At 49.1% G+C, this 17,132-nt stretch carries 14 protein-coding genes and 1 tRNA gene; 6 read left to right on the top strand and 9 right to left on the bottom strand.

Annotation, left to right across the window (positions count from 1 at the left end):
* Window positions 1-11: 11 nt before the first annotated feature.
* The 3 genes from yajC to queA are packed head-to-tail and all read right to left on the bottom strand — an operon-like array spanning window position 12 to window position 2,562.
* Window positions 12-347: a preprotein translocase subunit YajC gene (gene yajC, locus AC19YT_RS14295; RefSeq protein WP_007956696.1), complete on the bottom strand. Its 336-nt coding sequence runs from the start codon at window positions 345-347 to the stop codon at window positions 12-14.
* Window positions 348-391: 44 nt separating this feature from the next.
* Window positions 392-1,507, bottom strand: a complete 1,116-nt coding sequence (gene tgt / locus AC19YT_RS14290; protein WP_032803964.1) for a tRNA guanosine(34) transglycosylase Tgt — start codon at window positions 1,505-1,507, stop codon at window positions 392-394.
* A 5-nt stretch (window positions 1,508-1,512) separates the two neighbouring features.
* Window positions 1,513-2,562, bottom strand: coding sequence for a tRNA preQ1(34) S-adenosylmethionine ribosyltransferase-isomerase QueA (queA, locus tag AC19YT_RS14285; RefSeq protein WP_095107934.1), 1,050 nt, complete (start codon window positions 2,560-2,562; stop codon window positions 1,513-1,515).
* A gap of 108 nt (window positions 2,563-2,670) precedes the next feature.
* On the opposite strand from queA, the gene AC19YT_RS14280 reads away from it, so the two are divergent.
* The 3 genes from AC19YT_RS14280 (at window position 2,671) to AC19YT_RS14270 (ending at window position 6,010) form a co-directional block, all read left to right on the top strand.
* Window positions 2,671-2,755: transfer RNA gene (locus tag AC19YT_RS14280), tRNA-Leu, on the top strand.
* A gap of 321 nt (window positions 2,756-3,076) precedes the next feature.
* Complete coding sequence (locus tag AC19YT_RS14275) at window positions 3,077-3,715, top strand: hypothetical protein (RefSeq protein WP_048385861.1); 639 nt, start codon at window positions 3,077-3,079, stop codon at window positions 3,713-3,715.
* A 714-nt stretch (window positions 3,716-4,429) separates the two neighbouring features.
* Window positions 4,430-6,010, top strand: coding sequence for a replication endonuclease (locus AC19YT_RS14270; RefSeq protein WP_153367817.1), 1,581 nt, complete (start codon window positions 4,430-4,432; stop codon window positions 6,008-6,010).
* 648 nt (window positions 6,011-6,658) lie between these two features.
* Here the strand turns inward: AC19YT_RS14270 and AC19YT_RS14265 are convergent.
* From AC19YT_RS14265 to AC19YT_RS14255, 3 genes are all read right to left on the bottom strand, one after another.
* Window positions 6,659-8,632: a relaxase/mobilization nuclease domain-containing protein gene (locus AC19YT_RS14265; RefSeq protein ID WP_449100300.1), complete on the bottom strand. Its 1,974-nt coding sequence runs from the start codon at window positions 8,630-8,632 to the stop codon at window positions 6,659-6,661.
* Window positions 8,629-9,000: a plasmid mobilization protein gene (locus tag AC19YT_RS14260; RefSeq protein WP_096425604.1), complete on the bottom strand. Its 372-nt coding sequence runs from the start codon at window positions 8,998-9,000 to the stop codon at window positions 8,629-8,631. The genes AC19YT_RS14265 and AC19YT_RS14260 overlap by 4 nt, the downstream gene beginning before the upstream one ends.
* Window positions 9,001-9,278: 278 nt before the next feature.
* Window positions 9,279-10,598 carry a tyrosine-type recombinase/integrase gene (locus AC19YT_RS14255; RefSeq protein WP_096425603.1) on the bottom strand — a complete coding sequence of 440 codons (1,320 nt, stop codon included), beginning with the start codon at window positions 10,596-10,598 and terminating at the stop codon, window positions 9,279-9,281.
* Between the two features lie 233 nt (window positions 10,599-10,831).
* Here AC19YT_RS14255 and AC19YT_RS14250 point away from each other — a divergent pair, with 233 nt between their 5' ends.
* The 3 genes from AC19YT_RS14250 to AC19YT_RS14240 all read left to right on the top strand — a co-directional run bounded on the left by AC19YT_RS14250 (window position 10,832) and on the right by AC19YT_RS14240 (window position 12,961).
* Window positions 10,832-11,152: a hypothetical protein gene (locus AC19YT_RS14250; protein WP_500610480.1), complete on the top strand. Its 321-nt coding sequence runs from the start codon at window positions 10,832-10,834 to the stop codon at window positions 11,150-11,152.
* A gap of 160 nt (window positions 11,153-11,312) precedes the next feature.
* Window positions 11,313-12,032, top strand: a complete 720-nt coding sequence (locus AC19YT_RS14245; RefSeq protein WP_095107932.1) for an SDR family oxidoreductase — start codon at window positions 11,313-11,315, stop codon at window positions 12,030-12,032.
* A 302-nt stretch (window positions 12,033-12,334) separates the two neighbouring features.
* Window positions 12,335-12,961, top strand: a complete 627-nt coding sequence (locus AC19YT_RS14240) for a LysE family translocator (RefSeq protein WP_500600376.1) — start codon at window positions 12,335-12,337, stop codon at window positions 12,959-12,961.
* 1 nt (window position 12,962) lies between these two features.
* Here the strand turns inward: AC19YT_RS14240 and AC19YT_RS14235 are convergent, their stop codons facing one another.
* The 3 genes from AC19YT_RS14235 to amrS all read right to left on the bottom strand — a co-directional run bounded on the left by AC19YT_RS14235 (window position 12,963) and on the right by amrS (window position 17,038).
* Window positions 12,963-14,231 carry an aminotransferase-like domain-containing protein gene (locus tag AC19YT_RS14235; protein WP_095107930.1) on the bottom strand — a complete coding sequence of 423 codons (1,269 nt, stop codon included), beginning with the start codon at window positions 14,229-14,231 and terminating at the stop codon, window positions 12,963-12,965.
* Between the two features lie 180 nt (window positions 14,232-14,411).
* Entirely contained in the window at window positions 14,412-15,557 is a 1,146-nt protein-coding gene (locus AC19YT_RS14230) for a trans-sulfuration enzyme family protein (RefSeq protein WP_095107929.1), read from the bottom strand.
* Window positions 15,554-17,038 (bottom strand): AmmeMemoRadiSam system radical SAM enzyme, encoded by a 1,485-nt coding sequence (gene amrS / locus AC19YT_RS14225; RefSeq protein ID WP_095107928.1) that lies wholly within the window; start codon window positions 17,036-17,038, stop codon window positions 15,554-15,556. Before amrS ends, AC19YT_RS14230 begins: the two co-directional genes overlap by 4 nt.
* Window positions 17,039-17,132 lie beyond the last annotated feature (94 nt).

Raw genomic sequence — 17,132 nt, 5'->3', positions numbered from 1 at the left:
GAAGTTGAAACTTAGATCGCTTTGAGCGTGCCTTTAGGCAGCGTGGCGGCAATAGCGCCTTTCTGGAACTTCATTTCCACGGTATCGGAAACTTCCAGTACTACGAAGTCATCCGCAACTTTGGTGATCTTGCCGGCGATACCGCCAGTGGTCACAACTTCATCACCCTTCTGCAAGCTGCTCAGCAGGTTCTTCTGCTCTTTGGCGCGCTTGGCCTGTGGACGCCAGATCATCAGGTAGAAGATGACCAGGAAACCGACCAGGAAGATCCATTCAAAGCCACCACCCATAGGGGCGGCAGCCGGTGCAGCGGCGTCAGCCATGGCATTAGAGATAAAAAAGCTCATTTAGCACTCCAGTTGCAAAATTAGTGTCTTGAAAGGTTGGAAACTCAGTCCAGCGGCGGCACGGGAAGCCCGCGTTTGGCATAGAAGGCATCGACAAAGGCGGCCAATGTACCCTGTTGAATAGCCTCGCGCAAACCAGCCATAAGCACTTGGTAATGGCGCAAATTGTGGATCGTATTCAACATGCTGCCCAGCATTTCGCCGCACTTGTCCAGATGATGCAGATAGGCACGGGAGAAGTTCTGGCAGGTATAGCAATCGCAGGTCGGATCCAGTGGCGAATCATCATGGCGATGGAACGCGTTACGGATCTTCAGCACGCCGGTATCGATAAACAGATGCCCATTGCGGGCATTGCGGGTTGGCATCACGCAATCGAACATGTCCACACCGCGGCGCACACCCTCAACCAGATCTTCCGGCTTGCCAACACCCATAAGGTAACGAGGTTTGTCAGCTGGCATCAGCCCCGGTAGGTAGTCCAGCACCTTTATCATCTCGTGCTTGGGCTCGCCCACCGACAGCCCGCCAATGGCCAGGCCGTCAAAGCCGATCTTGTCCAGGCCCTCAAGCGAGCGCTTGCGCAAGCTTTCGTGCATGCCGCCCTGGACGATACCGAACAGCGCCGCCGTGTTGTCGCCATGGGCATTCTTCGAGCGCTGCGCCCAGCGCAGCGACAGTTCCATGGAGATCCGCGCCACGTCTTCATCGGCCGGGTACGGCGTGCATTCGTCGAAAATCATCACGATGTCTGAGCCCAGGTCACGCTGGACCTGCATCGACTCTTCAGGCCCCATGAACACCTTGGCGCCGTCCACCGGTGAAGCGAAGGTCACGCCCTCCTCCTTGATCTTGCGCATGGCGCCCAGGCTGAACACCTGGAAACCACCGGAATCGGTGAGGATCGGGCCTTGCCACTTCATGAAATCGTGCAGGTCACCGTGCTTCTTGATGACTTCCGTGCCCGGGCGCAACCACAGGTGGAAGGTGTTGCCCAGGATGATCTCGGCGCCCGTGGCGACGATGTCCCGCGGCAGCATGCCCTTGACCGTGCCATAGGTGCCCACCGGCATGAACGCCGGGGTCTCGACAGTGCCACGCGGGAAGGTCAGGCGACCGCGACGGGCCTTGCCGTCGGTGGCCAACAGTTCAAATGACATACGACTCATACGGTTTCCTCTGGGCCGCGCGGCGCCGGATTACGGGTGATGAACATCGCATCACCGTAGCTGAAAAAGCGGTACCCCTGCTCGACCGCCGCCGCATAGGCAGCCATGGTCTCGGGGTAACCGGCGAACGCCGAAACCAGCATCAAGAGCGTGGATTCGGGCAAATGGAAATTGGTCACCAGGGCATCGACCACATGGAACGGCCGCCCAGGGAAGATAAAGATATCGGTGTCGCCACTGAACGGCTTGAGCACACCGTCACGGGCCGCGCTCTCCAGGGAACGCACGCTGGTGGTACCCACCGCCACCACCCGGCCACCACGGGCACGGCACGCCGCCACCGCATCCACTACGTCCTGGCCGACTTCCAACCACTCACTGTGCATGTGGTGGTCTTCAAGGCGCTCGACACGCACCGGCTGAAAAGTCCCCGCCCCCACGTGCAGGGTCACGAACGCAGTCTCTACGCCCTTGGCCGCAATCGCCGCCAGCAGCGCCTGATCGAAATGCAGCCCCGCCGTCGGCGCTGCCACCGCCCCCAGGCGCTCGGAATACACCGTCTGATAACGCTCGCGGTCAGCGTCCTCGTCCGGGCGGTCTATATAAGGAGGCAAGGGCATGTGCCCGACGCGGTCGAGCAACGGCAGCACTTCTTCGGCAAACGCCAACTCGAACAGCGCATCGTGACGCGCCAGCATCTGCGCCTCGCCACCGCCATCGATGAGAATCTGCGACCCCGGCTTAGGCGACTTGCTCGACCGCACATGGGCCAGCACGCGATGGCTGTCCAGCACCCGCTCCACCAGAATTTCCAACTTGCCGCCGGACGCTTTCTGGCCAAACAACCGCGCCGGAATCACCCGGGTATTGTTGAACACCATCAAATCGCCCGGGCGCAAATGCTCAAGCAAATCAGTGAATTGACGGTGTGCAAGGGCGCCGCTGACCCCGTCCAGGGTCAACAGGCGACTGGCATGACGCTCGGCCAAAGGGTGGCGGGCAATCAGCGAATCAGGGAGTTCGAAAGTAAAGTCAGCAACGCGCATGATGGGGTTCGTCTAGCAGGGCCGGGAAGTCTAGCGGAAATAGCGAAAATAGACCACGAAACCTGATTGACCAACGGTATTCACCTCTCTATACTTCGCCGCCATTGAGCCCTGATGGCGGAATTGGTAGACGCGGCGGATTCAAAATCCGTTTTCGAAAGGAGTGGGAGTTCGAGTCTCCCTCGGGGCACCATAATTTTCCTTGTAAATCAAGGACTTAGAGAAGGGGTAGAAAGAAATTTCTACCCCTTTTTCTATCCAAAAAATCTATCCATTCTCTACCCTTTTCCCCGGAAAATGCGGCTTCCATCAGCACCCACCGCTCAATCAAACCAATCACAAAATCACGAAAGTCAACAGATTTTTAGCCAATACCCCAAAAAACCTTATGTATTCATCAAGGTCATTTTGAACGGTTGCATCTACCCACCTGCTGATGTAACCCACACTTCCTAAAGAAATTCCGCTCGCAGCCGAAATAATATTGATATTTTTCTCTCTACATGGAGTTCTGATGGCAAATTTAATTATCACAATTATTGCTCTGATCGCTGCCGCATTGGTCGCCCCAATTGTTTGGTGGGTATTTCCCTACTGCGTATCTAAGGCCGAACGGTATCGGACAGATGCTGCGGGACTTCTCCTAAAAAGAATAGCGTGTGCATTAGGGGGAGGCTTTTTAGCCTTCATGGGAATACAGCAAATGCTAGGCGGGTCGTTCTCAAAAGAACAATCTAACAGTGAACTAAAAAAGCAAATTCAAGCCAGTTACACCAGTCAGCCAGCAGTGCGAACCAATGAAGCATCGAAGTCAACTCTCACTGCTCAGGGGAACCCTGTAAATGATAACGGTATCGAGGGGAATTGGGCGGGCCAGCTGGAAGGGCAAGGCGAACTTAGTATTAGAAGAGGTCCTAGTAGTTATCAATTTTCCTTGACGGTCGAGTCAGAAGCAGGTGAGGGACCAGTTTGTAGCGGTGAAGTCAGTGGCGAGATCCCTCTACAGGGGGAGTTCAAGACTTTTCGGGATGCGGAGACAGGCTGCCGTATCGATTTTTCCTTTAAGGGAAGATTAGTAGAACTCTCTGAGATTAACTGTATGACATTCCATGGTGCGTCATGCAGCTTCGAGGGCAGCTTGCAGAAACGTTGAACCATTCCCGATACCATTGGAGAAGGGCTAAGCACCTATTTTAGTAGAGTGTATTAAGCCATATACCAATAAATGCATTCATCAATAACCCGGCAAGGTTGTTTGGAGCGGTTGAACTTGTTCAAGCGTGAAAAATGACCAGATGAATGGAATTGATAGTACATTAATTTTTAAAATCCCAAGCACACGATTGAACCCTAAATCAACAAATAAGGTTCCACCCTAAATATATTTTCGATTTACTATTGACAAGGTTTTATATTGATTTCAAGCCAAAACCTGACCATGTCAAATAATTAAAACTCAACAAAACAGTAAAAAATCCAAAAATATCCTCCAACGTTATTTTTTGCCAACTTACGGAAATTGGCAAATTATGACGTATTTGAATTTCTCGTATTGTTATACACAAGCGTTAAATCCCCCTCAAAAAACGGCGGTTCCATCTGTTTTAATTTTCATAAATTTTACTAGCCAACCTGCCTTTGGCTCTTATCATGCGAACACAGTTCGCAATTACCAGATGCTTTTGACTTTAGCTTTTCTTGGATAACTCTTAAATAAGTGTCGCAAGCTGATTTTATGGGTTTTCTTGGACGTTTTTAACTTTCAAAAAAATCAACTCTTTTCAATGTTGACGTTAGAAACTATGTATTTATTTGACAATCATGCTCGGCATGCTATTTGTATTAGTAATGAACAATAAAAGCTTGCATGATATTTATTCCACAACGCATAACCCTTAAAAATCTCACCCCTGAATTTTTCTTTGCAGAATGTGAAAGGCAGTATTTTTTTGAGCGAGCCATCGAAAAAAAGATGACTTCAAAAGAGTATTTTGAAAATAAGCTAAATAACTCATCAAAAAGAAAATGTTCAAGATTAGCCAAGGAAATAAAAAGCATTAAGGATAAGTTCAACTGGGTTGCCAATTGCGGCGAATATAAATGCTGGAAAATACAAAATAAATACGTTCTTAACGGCGACTTGAACGAAATTGTAAAAAATATCGCGTTTGTTTTCGAGAGAATTCAAGAGCAACTGATAATAAAGCAGAGAAACCTTAAAAACGATGAATCCGGCGAGAGTATTTTTTCACGCATAAAAAATGATTGGGATATTGGTTATGGTATCAAAATAAAGGATATTAAAGGGTCAACTATAAAAGACAAGCTCATCAATATTGCCGATGAAAGAAAACTTAAATCACAAATAAAAAGAATACAAAAACAAAGAAACGAACTTATGAAGCTGCACTCAGGGTTGATTGGTTCAGGTCGAACATTTGAGATTTGTAGTGATGAAGTTGTTCGAGATAGAGACGCCGCAGAACAAAAACAATATGAATATATATTGAGCAAATACGTTGTTTATGCAGACCATAAGAAAGTCCCACTATCAAAAGTAGTGAGCACTGAAAAACAAAGATTTGCTGAGATATATGTTCAAGTTTCATCGTTGGACACCTACGCCAAACGACTTGACTATAAGCCTCTATTTATCACTTTCACCGCTCCGGCAAGATTTCACCCAAAGCCGTCGAAAGGTGCCAGTTCTTGGGACGGTTCAACCCCAAAGGATAGCAATGATTACTTGAAAGGCTTATGGAATGCTTTTAGAAAAGACATTCATAGACATAAGATTGAGATGAATGGTTTCTGGGCTGTCGAGCCACACAAAGACCAGTGCTTTCACAAGCACGCTTTAATGTATGTTAATAGGAAGCATTATGATGAACTAGTAATCTTGATTAATAAGCATTTTAGACACTCGGAAAACGCCGTAAGAATAGAAGATATAGACACAAAGAAAAGCAAGGCAACATCATACGTGATGAAGTATCTAACTAAGTCGTTTAACATGGACTTTGAACTGAAAGACGGCGTTTTAAATATTGACAAGCTAGAAATCTCAAATCATAAAAAAGTTAGGGCTGTTCAAGCTTTATGGTCTGTTCGTCGATACGCAATGTTCGGCGTTAAAAACACGCTTTCATTATGGCGAGAACTTAAAAGAAAATCATTCTTGAAGGGAAAAAATGAAGCTCTTGATAAGGCGTTCATGTTTGTTGAAAGAAACGACTTTATAGGCTTCTCTATGTTTGTTAATGGAAAGCTTAAAATAAGGAGGGTTTTTAATGAAATTCAAATTATGAAAAATGATTTGCTGGGTGATGTATTTAGCAAAAGCCTAATAGGTAAATACATAATTGATTTGGAAACGAACGAAGTGATTGATATTAAATCCACTTGCAAGATTATCGATGCATCATCGCTTGATAGTGCGGCCATCTAATAAATACATACTTATCTATTGATTTGCTAGAATGCCATGTTATATTGAAGCTAGGACATGGGATAATAATCAATATGAAATTAATAAGAGTGGCTAGCGGAAAAAAAGAAGTTTTAAAATTCATTAAAAAGTTGGGCATCGATGGTATGTATGAAAACATTAGAAGTATACACAACAATAGTGAATGCGATTTATTTTATGATACCGTGGATGGCGAGTTCAAAGCGTTAGTAGACCAAAGTAAGGTTCCGTATGAGTATTGGGATAACTGCTTGAAGATGTAATCGGTCGGATAGACTATCAGCCAGCTAATGCTGGTTTTTTCGTGCCCGAATTTTGTCATCAAAAATATGTATTTATTTGACTACGCTTTAATTTGTGCTCTAATAAATATATATAAATAAAAAGGGGCACCATGAAAAAGACAAAATCAAGCTTAAAGCCTTGTACAATTGTACTGAACGCTGAAATACTCAATCAATTCAAATTGGTCGCAAAAGAACACAAGTTTCCCTTGTCTCGTTTTTTAAATGACTGCATGAAAGAGTATTTGAATGTAAGCCGGGTTAACGGGTTCAATAAAGATGTAACGCTACAAGTGGGGATTCGAAACTTTCAAAGCCAAGACAAATAAAAGCCCTGATAGGGCTATTTTTTTAACTGTGGTTTTAAGTCAAACGCTACCGCTCTTTTGTTTGCCATATGTGCTTTAAAAGCTTGTTCAAGCTGTTTTGCTGCCGTTGGGTCTCTTTCACTAATTTCATCAAACATCTTATAAAAATCCTGTCTTAAATTATATTGGCGTTTAATTTCACCTTTTCTCTCATAGATAAGATTTTGTTTGTCCATGTATCTATGGCCCGCAATGTCGCTTTTACTGTTTCCAGTAAATAGTGTTTTTTCAAGCTTTTTCTGTATACCTTCAAATGCTTCCACGAGTTCATCATTAGAATATGTTGAATAGTCACCTTCAACCTTATCGCTTTCAGGCTCTGGAAGCAGCTCTGGTGCCATAGGTGTGTAAAGCTCGTCTACGACAGGCTCGGCTGATTTTGACGGTTCTATGGCTTCCTTAGGAGCTTGTGCGACTGGTATATGGTTGGGGGTTTCAAACTCGCTCATCAACTCATCTATCAAGTCGTCATTGGTGGCTGCAACCTGTTCTTGTTCAACCTGCTTTGTTGGTTCTACTGGCTTCGCTGGTGTGGTTTGAACAGGTGGAGCAATGACTGGCTCAACTGGCTTAGGTGGCTTAGGTGGCTCTACGGCCGCCGTAGGGGCTTCTGGTGCTGGTTGTGGTTTAGGTTCTGGCTTCTTGTTCATAGAAGCGTATTGCTCTTGGATTTTCTTCAATTCTTCAAGGTCTGCTGGTGTAGGTTTGTAACCTTCAAGCTTGAACCCTTTGGCTTCCAATCCCATTAACTGAAATTCAAGCCATATATTTTTCTTAAAGAAATCAGGGCCATTCACTGTGAATGATTTTGGTGGTTTGGCGTCAGCAACAAGCCTTTGAATGCCAGCCTTTGCTGACTGTCTTGATAAGTCATGAAATGAAACTTTTGACGGGTCTTTGTAATACTCGAATGATTTCTTGCTGCTGGCTGAATTATAGAAATATTCAACCTTGTCACTATGCTGAATAAACTTGAACTTGGTGGCAAGCACTGAGTTCGGTTTAATCTTTTTCATGTAGTCAGGTGCTGCTTCATTGGAAGCAATAAAACAATCTTCGTATTTCTTAACGTTGTGCTTATTTTTCAAAGTCTGCTCAAAGCCACTGTCATCACCTAGTTTCGCTTTAAGTGTTTTGTAAGATAGGCCAAGCTCGGATGCTTTGAATATCTGGTCTTTATGTTGAATGGAAAAGGAAGTTTTCCCATTATAGATAACGTTGTATCCGTTATCTGCGATTTTGTTTATGAAGTCACTCGGAGAGCTAGACTGTTGCAGTAAAATTTTTAAGTCAGTCTTCATTTCTTCTTTATTAGAAATAATCCCGCGTATTTCAAGCATGCGTTCATTTGATGATGGTTTTTTGTCGGCGTATTTTTTGTTTATTAAGTCTTTCTTTTGCTCCGCTGTTTTGTCTTTATATTTTGAATTATTGTTCAAGGTATCAATGTCTCTTGATATTCTATTTTTGGGAGCAATCAAGTTGTGTTTCTTTTCTAGATGTTCGCACTCTCTTTCTATATTGCGATAGTCGTTGCTGACGTTGTAGCATTTACCATCAAAGTCTTTTATTGCCCATACAATATGAACATGAACCTCATCTGTATCAATGTGAACGCCTAACGAATACTTTCTGTTTGAAAGTTTGTGCGTGGCTTCATAAAGTTCTTTTGCAATATCTCGGGCTTGCTCTGGTGTAATATTGTCATTCGTATGAAAGCTAACAACATCGTGCTGGGTTCTAACTGATTGCTTTCTACCTTTCTTGCTGTCAGTAACATCGCTTTCAATTGATTGTGATATTGCTTTCGCAATCTCTTTCTTTGAAGCATTCAAAGGCGTGTAAATATTTGACTCGAATAAAACGCAGCCTTCCTCTTTATTGAAGTATTTGGCTGTTTTGTAAATCGCTGATTTAGATTTTTGAGTGCTTAGCCTTTCACGTATCATGACTTACCTACGTTTCTTAATGTCTCCTTTTTTAATTTGTCCAGCTTTTTAGTAAGTATAGTTATATTTTGGTCGAGTTCAGTTAGCCTTTTTAGAATATCAAAAGGGGGTGCCTCATTAGCATTCAGGCTTTTAGCTATTTGATTTAGGTTGTTTCCATATCCGCCCAGAAACCTTTCAATTTTATCAATGTCTTGTCTAAGCTCAGGATTGGTGATTTCAATAATTGAATTGATGCCATTATTGATAATGTGGGAAATAAAGCCGGACTGGCTTTTGTGTATAATTTTTCTTTCGTGCTCAATCTTTTCGTAATCACTTTCGGATATTCTTACATTCATCTGTCTTGGTTTTTTATTATCATTCATACATTCCTCATGGTTGTTGATTTTAATTTTTCAAACGTAGTGCGAAAAATCGAGCGTAAATGTAAGCAACGAACGAAGTGAGGTGCTATACATTTACATTGCTCGCATATAAAGAATTCAAACTACTAATATCAAGATAACATATATTAAAATGTTTTCAAGTTGTATAGCTTTCAATAAGCCAGATAACAAAGAATGAGAGCGTATAGCAACGTATAGCAAGCATTAAAAAGGCCACCTTAAATGGTAGCCTTATAATTGACAGCGACAATGACAAACTAGACTGAAAATTTATATTGCAGGTATCTAACAGCATCCATTTTTGATGCTGGGGTCGGGCCTTCGGAATACCTATCAAAAGTCATTCGTAGCAATCCGTCAGCCTTGTGACCAACCAACGAGATAATGATAAGGTTCTTAACGTCAGCACGTTCTAATGTAGTAATTACGGTTTTCCGTATGCTATGGAAAACACATTTCTTGTCAAATCCTAAATCTGTTTTGAAAATTGAAAATTGATTGCCTAAACCTTTCGATTTAGTTTCATACTTCCCGCCTTTGCTTGTTTTCAATAGATAACCATCGTCCGATGAATTGACAAGCCGTTTCACTGTTTTCATGAGAACCGGATGGATTGGCACAAAACGAACGGATGCTTGTGTTTTACCTTCTGTAATATGAAAACAATCCACACCATCCTCTTTAACAACTGACGATGTTTTCAAACGACAAATTTCTTCAATCCGTGCTCCCGTGTAGGCCGCTATCTCAATCAAATCTGCTAATTGACGCTTTCCTTTTTCAACTGCCTTACTATGTAGGGTATCAACCTCGTCCGCCGTAAAAGCACGTCTTTCATCTTCTTTGAGTGTCCCACGCCTAACTTGGCTCAATTCATGATTTTTGAAAGGATTGATTGGGTAACGTTCTTTGAATGGTGGTTCTTTTTTAATCAAGAAATTATAGAAGGCATTGAAGGAAAACAAATATTGTTTCTTGGTTTTCGGTTCGAGATTTTTTGAAATCAAGAATGACGCAACTGCTTCATAGTCCAAAAGAAGGTTTTCGGACTTTAAAAACGCATCAAGTGCTTTAATTCTCTTAATATGTCTATCCACGGTATTCAAATCAACTTTCCGTTGATTTAATTCATAGTTAAAGAACGCATCAAGGCGACTTTTGAAAAATGGTGTTTTTGGAGAGTAGTCTGAGCGACCTGCCGCTATATCAATTGCCTCATTAACAAGGTCGATGCTCAGCTTTTTGTCATGTGCATACTGGATGACTTCAAAACCCATTTTTGTTTCATTGGTGGCGGGTTTTCCTTGAACTTTATCAAGATTTATTGCCCGTTGATGCTTTTCAACTATTTGAAGAACATCATCACGAAAATTACCGATTTCACCGTTACGGGCTTTTTCAATTTCGGCTTTCCATTGATGTAACCATCTTAATTTAAGAACATGGGCTTCCGAGCGGTTGCCGGTTTTGAGACTTTTAGTCAGAACCTTACGCCCGGCGAAGGCTTCCCGTGCAGCCTCTGGAACGTCAAGACGGACGTGGTAGGTGCCAGATTTCAAGACTAAAAAATCGGTCATAGCAGCAGCCCTTGGCTAGTCATTTCTACCCAAAATTCTATCCAAAATTTCTACCCAAAGCCACTGAAAGCCTTTAAACTCGCGGCATTGCTGGATCTTATGATGTTTTTGAGGGAGTTCGAGTCTCCCTCGGGGCACCAAACATTAAAAAGACCTTGAAATTCAAGGTCTTTTTTTTGCCTGTAAAAAAGTGGCCGTTAAGGGCCACGCAGGCATGCGGAGGACTTTGCACCATGGAAGCGACGCTGGAGACCGTAGCGCTTTATTCACTCAAGTTGGCGTATGAGGTGGAAGGCTCCAGTCCAATCCTGCGGGACGACCCGGCCATGGATCGCTATCAGCGCGAGGTGTTCGGCTTGTTGGTGCGTCAAGCGGACGTTGGGGCCATTCAATTCAAATTGGGCGAGTGCCTGGGCTTGGCGTGCGGCGCGTTGGGCGGTGTCATGGGGCGTGAGCTGCAAAGGCTACGCGCCGAAGTTCATAGCGCACAGACCCTGGAAGCGCTCAATGCGCCGCTGATGGAACTCAAGGGTTACCTCAACGACATCCTGTGACAGGCCTTTAATACACAGCTGCTGGGCGCTGAGCCGCAGGCGCGCCTCGCCGTGTTCGGGTGGTCGATACAACATCCAGAAACATCAAGCCAATTGCCATCACTCCCCTCATCTGCTTGCATCCGCTGCTTCAAAAATCTGTCGGTTCAGGAATCAATCGATGAAAACCTTGGTAGTAGGCGCGAGCAAAGGATTGGGCAGGGCTCTGGTAGAGGGGCTTGGTGAGGCGGGAGACACGCTGATCGGTGTCTCACGTACGCGCCCGCAAGACCTGGCGAGTAAAGCGGGTGTGCAGTTGCGCTGGATCGAAGCGGATTTGGCTGAGCCGGCGCACGCAGTGCGGGCCATCGAACACGCGGTGGCCGAGGAAGGCCTGGATACGCTGATCTACAACCTGGGAATTTGGGAAGACCAGGCCTTTGATGAGGCCTACGACTTTCTGCAAGACCGCGACGAGCAACTGGAGGCCATTGTCGGTTGCAACATCACCGCGCCCATCCTGCTTATCAAACGCTTGCTGCCGAGCCTGCTCAAAAGCCCCAACCCACGGGTGATCTTCACTGGCTCCACCTCTGGCCTGCCCCAGAGCGGGCGCCCGGAGGTCACTTTCACCGCGTCCAAGTTCGCCCTGCGCGGCATGGCCGACGCCTTGCGCGAAGGCTACCGGGAGCAACGCCTTGGCGTGACATGCCTGAACCTGGGCTACCTCAATACCCAAGACCCGTTGAGCACACCGCGCGCTGTGGCCGAGCAGCGCGGTGATGGCCAGCTGATCCCGGTGCATGACGTGGTGCAGGTGGTGCGCATGGTCTTGAGCCTGTCCTCGGCCAGTTTCGTGCGGGAGCTGACCTTGCCCGCGATGCTCGACGAACGCTTCTGACCCCATGAAGTCGCGAACCTGACGCCAGCCAGGTTCGCCCCACGCCTGTGCAAACGCCGGCAAGCAGGCCAATCGGTCTCGATTGCTTCCTCAAAGCAGCCCTGAGGGCGGAGGAAAAACAACAGGGTCGCCGGCCAAAAAGCACCGATTAAAGTCGACTACTGCATTCACATTATTAATGAAGGTTATTTGGACCTAATTAATGGAAATTTATCCATAGCAAACCAATAAACATTAAAAACACAATTCAGCCCCCATGCCTCCCCGCCTAACCTTTAGCTATCAATCCGGGAGGTATTTTCATGCTCATCTTCTTCAAATCCATGGTCATCGGGCTTTGCATCGCAGCTCCGGTCGGCCCCATTGGCCTGCTGTGCATCCAGCGCAGCCTGAGCCAGGGCTGGCGCGCCGGTTTCGCCACGGGGCTGGGTGCGGCAACCGCCGACTCGATCTACGGTTTCATCGGCGCCTTGGGCATCACCGCCATCATCGCCACGCTTATCAGTTGGAAGCCTTGGCTGTGCATTTTCGGCGGGTTGTTCCTGGCCTATATCGGTTACCAGATCATCCGTTCCAAAACCGCCGCCACCGTGCTGCCGGGCGAGCGCGCCAACATGTTCAAGGCGTATTCGAGCACGTTGTTCCTGACCCTCTCCAACCCCATGACCATCCTTTCGTTCATTGCCATTTTCGCGGCGATGAGTGATGGCATGGTCAACAGCCAGCACTCGGTGGCATCGATGGTGACGGGCATCTTCCTCGGCTCCGCGGCATGGTGGCTGGGCCTGAGCGGTTTCTCGTCGGTGTTCAAGAGCCGCATCCAGGCCTCGCGGCTCAAGTTGATTAACTACCTGTCCGGCTCGACCATCACCGCCCTGGGCGCCTATCAAGTAGTGACGGGCGTGATGCTGGCCACCGCAGCCGCCTAGATCACCCGCGGCGGTTGCCCTGCTTGAAGTCCACATAGGCGCGCAAGCGGCTGACCGCCCGCTCAATCTGCTCCAAAGAAGCATTGCTGAATGACAAGCGCACCTGGGTGCTCGCCCCGTTCATCAGCGAGAACAGCGACGTGGGAAACACGATGACCTTGAACTGGTTGGCACACTCGCACATTTGCAGGTAGCCAAAGGCGAACGGTAATTGCACGTTGATGAAAAAACCGCCCGCCGGGCGGTTCCAGGTCACGCGTTGTTCAACACCCAGGCTGTAGGGAAACTCATGTTCCAGGCAATCGATCATGGTGTTTCTTTTTTGCTGGTAGGCCAACACCCGAGGCTGGTTCAGGGCCTTCAAGGAATACTGATGTTCAATCAACAGCCCCGCCACCACTGCTTGGCACAGCGCCGGCGTGTTGACCGTGACCAGGCTCTTGGCCTTGCAGAGCTGGGTGCTGAACGGCTTCACGCCCTCCCCCTCGGGCGCGACCACATAGCCCATGCGTAACCCTGGGAAAATCGACTTGGCAAAAGAGCCCAGGTAGAACACGCGGCGGCTCTCAAGGGCCTTGAGTGCGGGGACCTTGCTGCCCTCATACCTGAAGTAGCTATAGGCATTGTCTTCGAGGATGAAAAAATCGAGCTCCTCGGCCAGCGCCAGCAGCTCCTTTCGCTCTGCCAGCCCCAGGCAATCGGAGGTGGGGTTGCTGAAGTCGGGGATCACATACAAAGCCTTTATCTTGTCTCCCGCCGACTCGATCGCCCGGGCCAGCAGGCGCAGGGCTGTCGGGTCTAGGAAGATGTCCATGGCCACCGGTACGACCCTGATGCCCAGCAACTTGGCGATGCCGGTAATGCCGCAAAACACCGGGTCGGGCACCAGTAACACGCCACCGTCATCGAACACCGACAACAGGGTCAGCGTCGCCGCTTCCTGAAACCCCAGGCACACCACAATGTTGTCGGCATTTTCAACGCTGATGTCCTCATCCTTGTACAAGTAGCGGGCCAGGATGGGGTTGATGATCCCGCCGGTTTTGCCGTACTGGCACAGCGTGGTCGCCAGGGATTGGTCCGTGTCGGCCAGGTATTGGGTAAAGCGCGCCAGCCCCTTATGGATCAGCGACGGGTCGCAGTACTCGTCGTCGGGGCGGCCGGAGGCCAGGGAAATGGCCTCCGGGTTTTCGCTGGAGAGGGTATTGAGCAGATGGATGACGTTGAGGGTCGGGTCATCGAACACCGAAGGGTGGAATGAATGGGTCAATCTGGCGCTCTCCAAAAAAACGACGAGCCCCAGAGTCGATACCGACCATTCAAGGCACTGCGTGTGGGTTTACTTTTGGGTGGGGGCGGCCCTACTCGCGATGACGGCCCTGGCTGCAAGGACGCTATCGCGAGCAGGCTCGCTCCCACACGGGTTGTGATTTCATGGGTCGGCAACGTACTAAGCCGGGTTAAGTACTCCCTCCTGCGCAACCCGTTTTTCCGTTGTTTGGAAGGCTTGCAGCAAATCCTGCTTGAGGTCTTCCACAGCCTCCAGTCCAAAGCACAAGCGCACCAGCCCCTTGCCAATACCCATGTCGGCCTTTTCCTGCTCGCTCATTGAGGCGTGGCTGCCGCTGAACGGTTGCGCCACCATCGACGTCACGCAGGCCATGCCCGTGCCGGTGCCAAACCACTTGAGGGCGCCGGTGAAGGTTTTGTAGAAGGGCACCAGGTCGGGGCGGATATCGACGAACACGATGCCGCCATATCCGGTCAGTTGCTGGCCATCGATGCGCGGGTAGTAGACGTGTTCGACAAAGGGCAGGGTTTGCAGGTAGCTGAGCATGCTGACCGTTGTCGCGCTGTGCTTTTCCATGCGCAAGTTGAAGGTCTGCATGCTGCGGCGTAGCAGCCACGCACTATTGGGCGTCAGGATCGAACCGGAATAGAAGCGCCCCTCCAGCAGCCGCGCGTGAAGCGCCTCGTTGTCCACCAGCACCAACCCACCCATCACATCGCTATGGCCGGAGAAGTACTTGGTGGCGCTGTACAACGAAATATCGGCGCCAAAGTGCAGCGGCTTCTGGAAGATCGGCGTGGCCCAGGTGTTGTCCACCACCACCAGCGCCTCGGGGTTGATGCGCTTGACCGCCGTGCTGACGGCCTGGATGTCGATGTCCTTGAGGAAGGGATTGGTGGGCGTTTCAAACACCACCATGTCCACGTTTGCCGGCAACGTTTCCAGGCCACTGGCAGTGGTCAGGTCCAGCACGGTCAGTTGCGCACCGATGCGCGCGGCATAGCGCTGGAACAACTTGTAGGAGCAACCGTAGATGTACTTGTTAATAACCAGCGAGCCGCCGGGCTTGAGCAACTCCAGCACCATGTAGATGGCGCTCATCCCCGTGGCGTAGGCCAGGGCATATTCACTGCCCTCCAGGGCCGCCACCACTTGCTCCAGTTCCGTCACGTTGGGGTTGGCCTTGCGCGAATAGAAAAACGCCGAGTCCGCACTGAAGGCACTGCATTGATAAATGGGCGTGACGGAAGGCAGCGCATCCCGGTCGTCGACCCGCATATGAAGGATCTCAGTGGAAATACTCATGCCTTGTGCACCATTTTGATGACTTGCTCATACATGTTCTGCTTGCCCTCATAACCGATGGTGGGCGTGATGTCGTTTTGCGAAATACCGATTTCCTCAATGGACTCGGTGGGGAAATGCGCGCGGTCGAACACTTCGTGCAAGTTGGAATTGACCCCTTGCGGCAGCCAGACTTCCGGCCCGGTTTCATCGACCCGTGCCTTGGCGATGATGAAGCGGTAGCTTTCGTGGGGCCGCAAGGTGAGGGTTTTCCAGGCACTGCTCTGGCCGTCGTTGTAGTTGCGCCGCAGGTAGACCGTTTGCTCGAAATCCTGGGTATTGAGCAGTTGGGCGTGCAGGGAAACGATATCGCCGTGCCACTCGAATTTGCGTTTTTCGTAGCTCGTCAGCGCCTCTTCGCGCAGCTCCACCACCTTGTTCGCCTTCGGCGCCTCAAGCATGCGAAAGTGCGCGTCATGCCCGCAGGACGTGCAGCACCCATGGCTGTCCAGGCCCAGGATCTCGGCGTTCAGACCATAGCGGGTCACCAGCAGTGCGTTGCACTTGTTGCAACTGGTGTTGGTGCCATCGACGTCGTTCACGTTGCCCAGGTACACGTGCTCAACCCCCATGCCCCGGGCGATGTCCCGCGCCTTGAGCAGGCGATCCACGGGGGTACGGATGCTGTTGCTCATTTTGTAGTCGGGGTGGAAGCGCACAAAGTGCAGGGGCACGTTCGGGCCCAATTCATCCAGCACCCACTGGCTGATCTTGCGGGCGGTGTCTTCGTCGTCACTGATATCGGTGACCATCAAGGTGCTGACTTCTACGTACTTGCCGGCGTCGTAGACTTTCTTGATTCCCGCCAACACCGGCTCGACCCACCCGGTGGTGACTTTGCGGTAGTACTCGGGGGAAATGGACTTGAGGGAAATCGAGAAGATATCGATCACCGGCAGCAGTTCGTCGATGGCTTCTTCGCTGATAAAAAACGCCGACTTGTACAGGTTTATCAGGCCTGCTTCCTTAGCCAACTTGGCGGTATCGAGAATGAATTCGTGCCACACCACAGGGTCGTTGTAAGTCCAGGAAATCACCCGGATACCGTGCTGGAGCGCGGTTTCCACCACTTGTTCGGGGGTGTAGTAGTACACGTCCTTGTCGGTCACGTACTTGGCCTGGGAGGTCTTCCAGTTGTGGCAGTAACCGCAGTTGAGCATGCAGCCGATATTGCCCAAGGACAGGATTCGTTCGCCAGGAGCAAAGTGGAACACCGCCTCGGTCTCGATGGTTTCTTCCGTGCTGTGTACACCCTTGCCGTAGTTCAAGGTCACCAAGCGGCCGCCGCGGTTGCCGCGCACTTTGCAGAAACCGACCTTGCCTTCCTGGATCACACAATTGCGCGGTGACAAGTGGCACTTCACCGCCCCGCCCGGAAGTATCTCTTCCAACATGGCGGGGGTGCTGTCCAGGGTCCAGTTCTTACCTTTATTAAGTTCCATCTCGAGTTCCTCATCATCACGGAAGTTTATTGTTCAACATCACGGGGCAAATCTTCGAGGCGAGAGCGTTCCGCCGCCAAAGTGGCGGCAGCCT

Source organism: Pseudomonas sp. MF08875, from assembly GCF_059862525.1.
This window is presented reverse-complemented; position numbering and strand designations above follow the sequence as displayed.

Excerpts from the sequence above, each read along its gene's own strand:
- yajC (WP_007956696.1), bottom strand. The coding sequence starts at position 347 with ATGAGCTTTTTTATCTCTAATGCCATGGCTGACGCCGCTGCACCGGCT.
- tgt (WP_032803964.1), bottom strand. The coding sequence starts at position 1,507 with ATGTCATTTGAACTGTTGGCCACCGACGGCAAGGCCCGTCGCGGTCGC.
- queA (WP_095107934.1), bottom strand. The coding sequence starts at position 2,562 with ATGCGCGTTGCTGACTTTACTTTCGAACTCCCTGATTCGCTGATTGCC.
- AC19YT_RS14275 (WP_048385861.1), top strand. The coding sequence starts at position 3,077 with ATGGCAAATTTAATTATCACAATTATTGCTCTGATCGCTGCCGCATTG.
- AC19YT_RS14270 (WP_153367817.1), top strand. The coding sequence starts at position 4,430 with ATGATATTTATTCCACAACGCATAACCCTTAAAAATCTCACCCCTGAA.
- AC19YT_RS14265 (WP_449100300.1), bottom strand. The coding sequence starts at position 8,632 with ATGATACGTGAAAGGCTAAGCACTCAAAAATCTAAATCAGCGATTTAC.
- AC19YT_RS14260 (WP_096425604.1), bottom strand. The coding sequence starts at position 9,000 with ATGAATGATAATAAAAAACCAAGACAGATGAATGTAAGAATATCCGAA.
- AC19YT_RS14255 (WP_096425603.1), bottom strand. The coding sequence starts at position 10,598 with ATGACCGATTTTTTAGTCTTGAAATCTGGCACCTACCACGTCCGTCTT.
- AC19YT_RS14250 (WP_500610480.1), top strand. The coding sequence starts at position 10,832 with ATGGAAGCGACGCTGGAGACCGTAGCGCTTTATTCACTCAAGTTGGCG.
- AC19YT_RS14245 (WP_095107932.1), top strand. The coding sequence starts at position 11,313 with ATGAAAACCTTGGTAGTAGGCGCGAGCAAAGGATTGGGCAGGGCTCTG.
- AC19YT_RS14240 (WP_500600376.1), top strand. The coding sequence starts at position 12,335 with ATGCTCATCTTCTTCAAATCCATGGTCATCGGGCTTTGCATCGCAGCT.
- AC19YT_RS14230 (WP_095107929.1), bottom strand. The coding sequence starts at position 15,557 with ATGAGTATTTCCACTGAGATCCTTCATATGCGGGTCGACGACCGGGAT.
- amrS (WP_095107928.1), bottom strand. The coding sequence starts at position 17,038 with ATGGAACTTAATAAAGGTAAGAACTGGACCCTGGACAGCACCCCCGCC.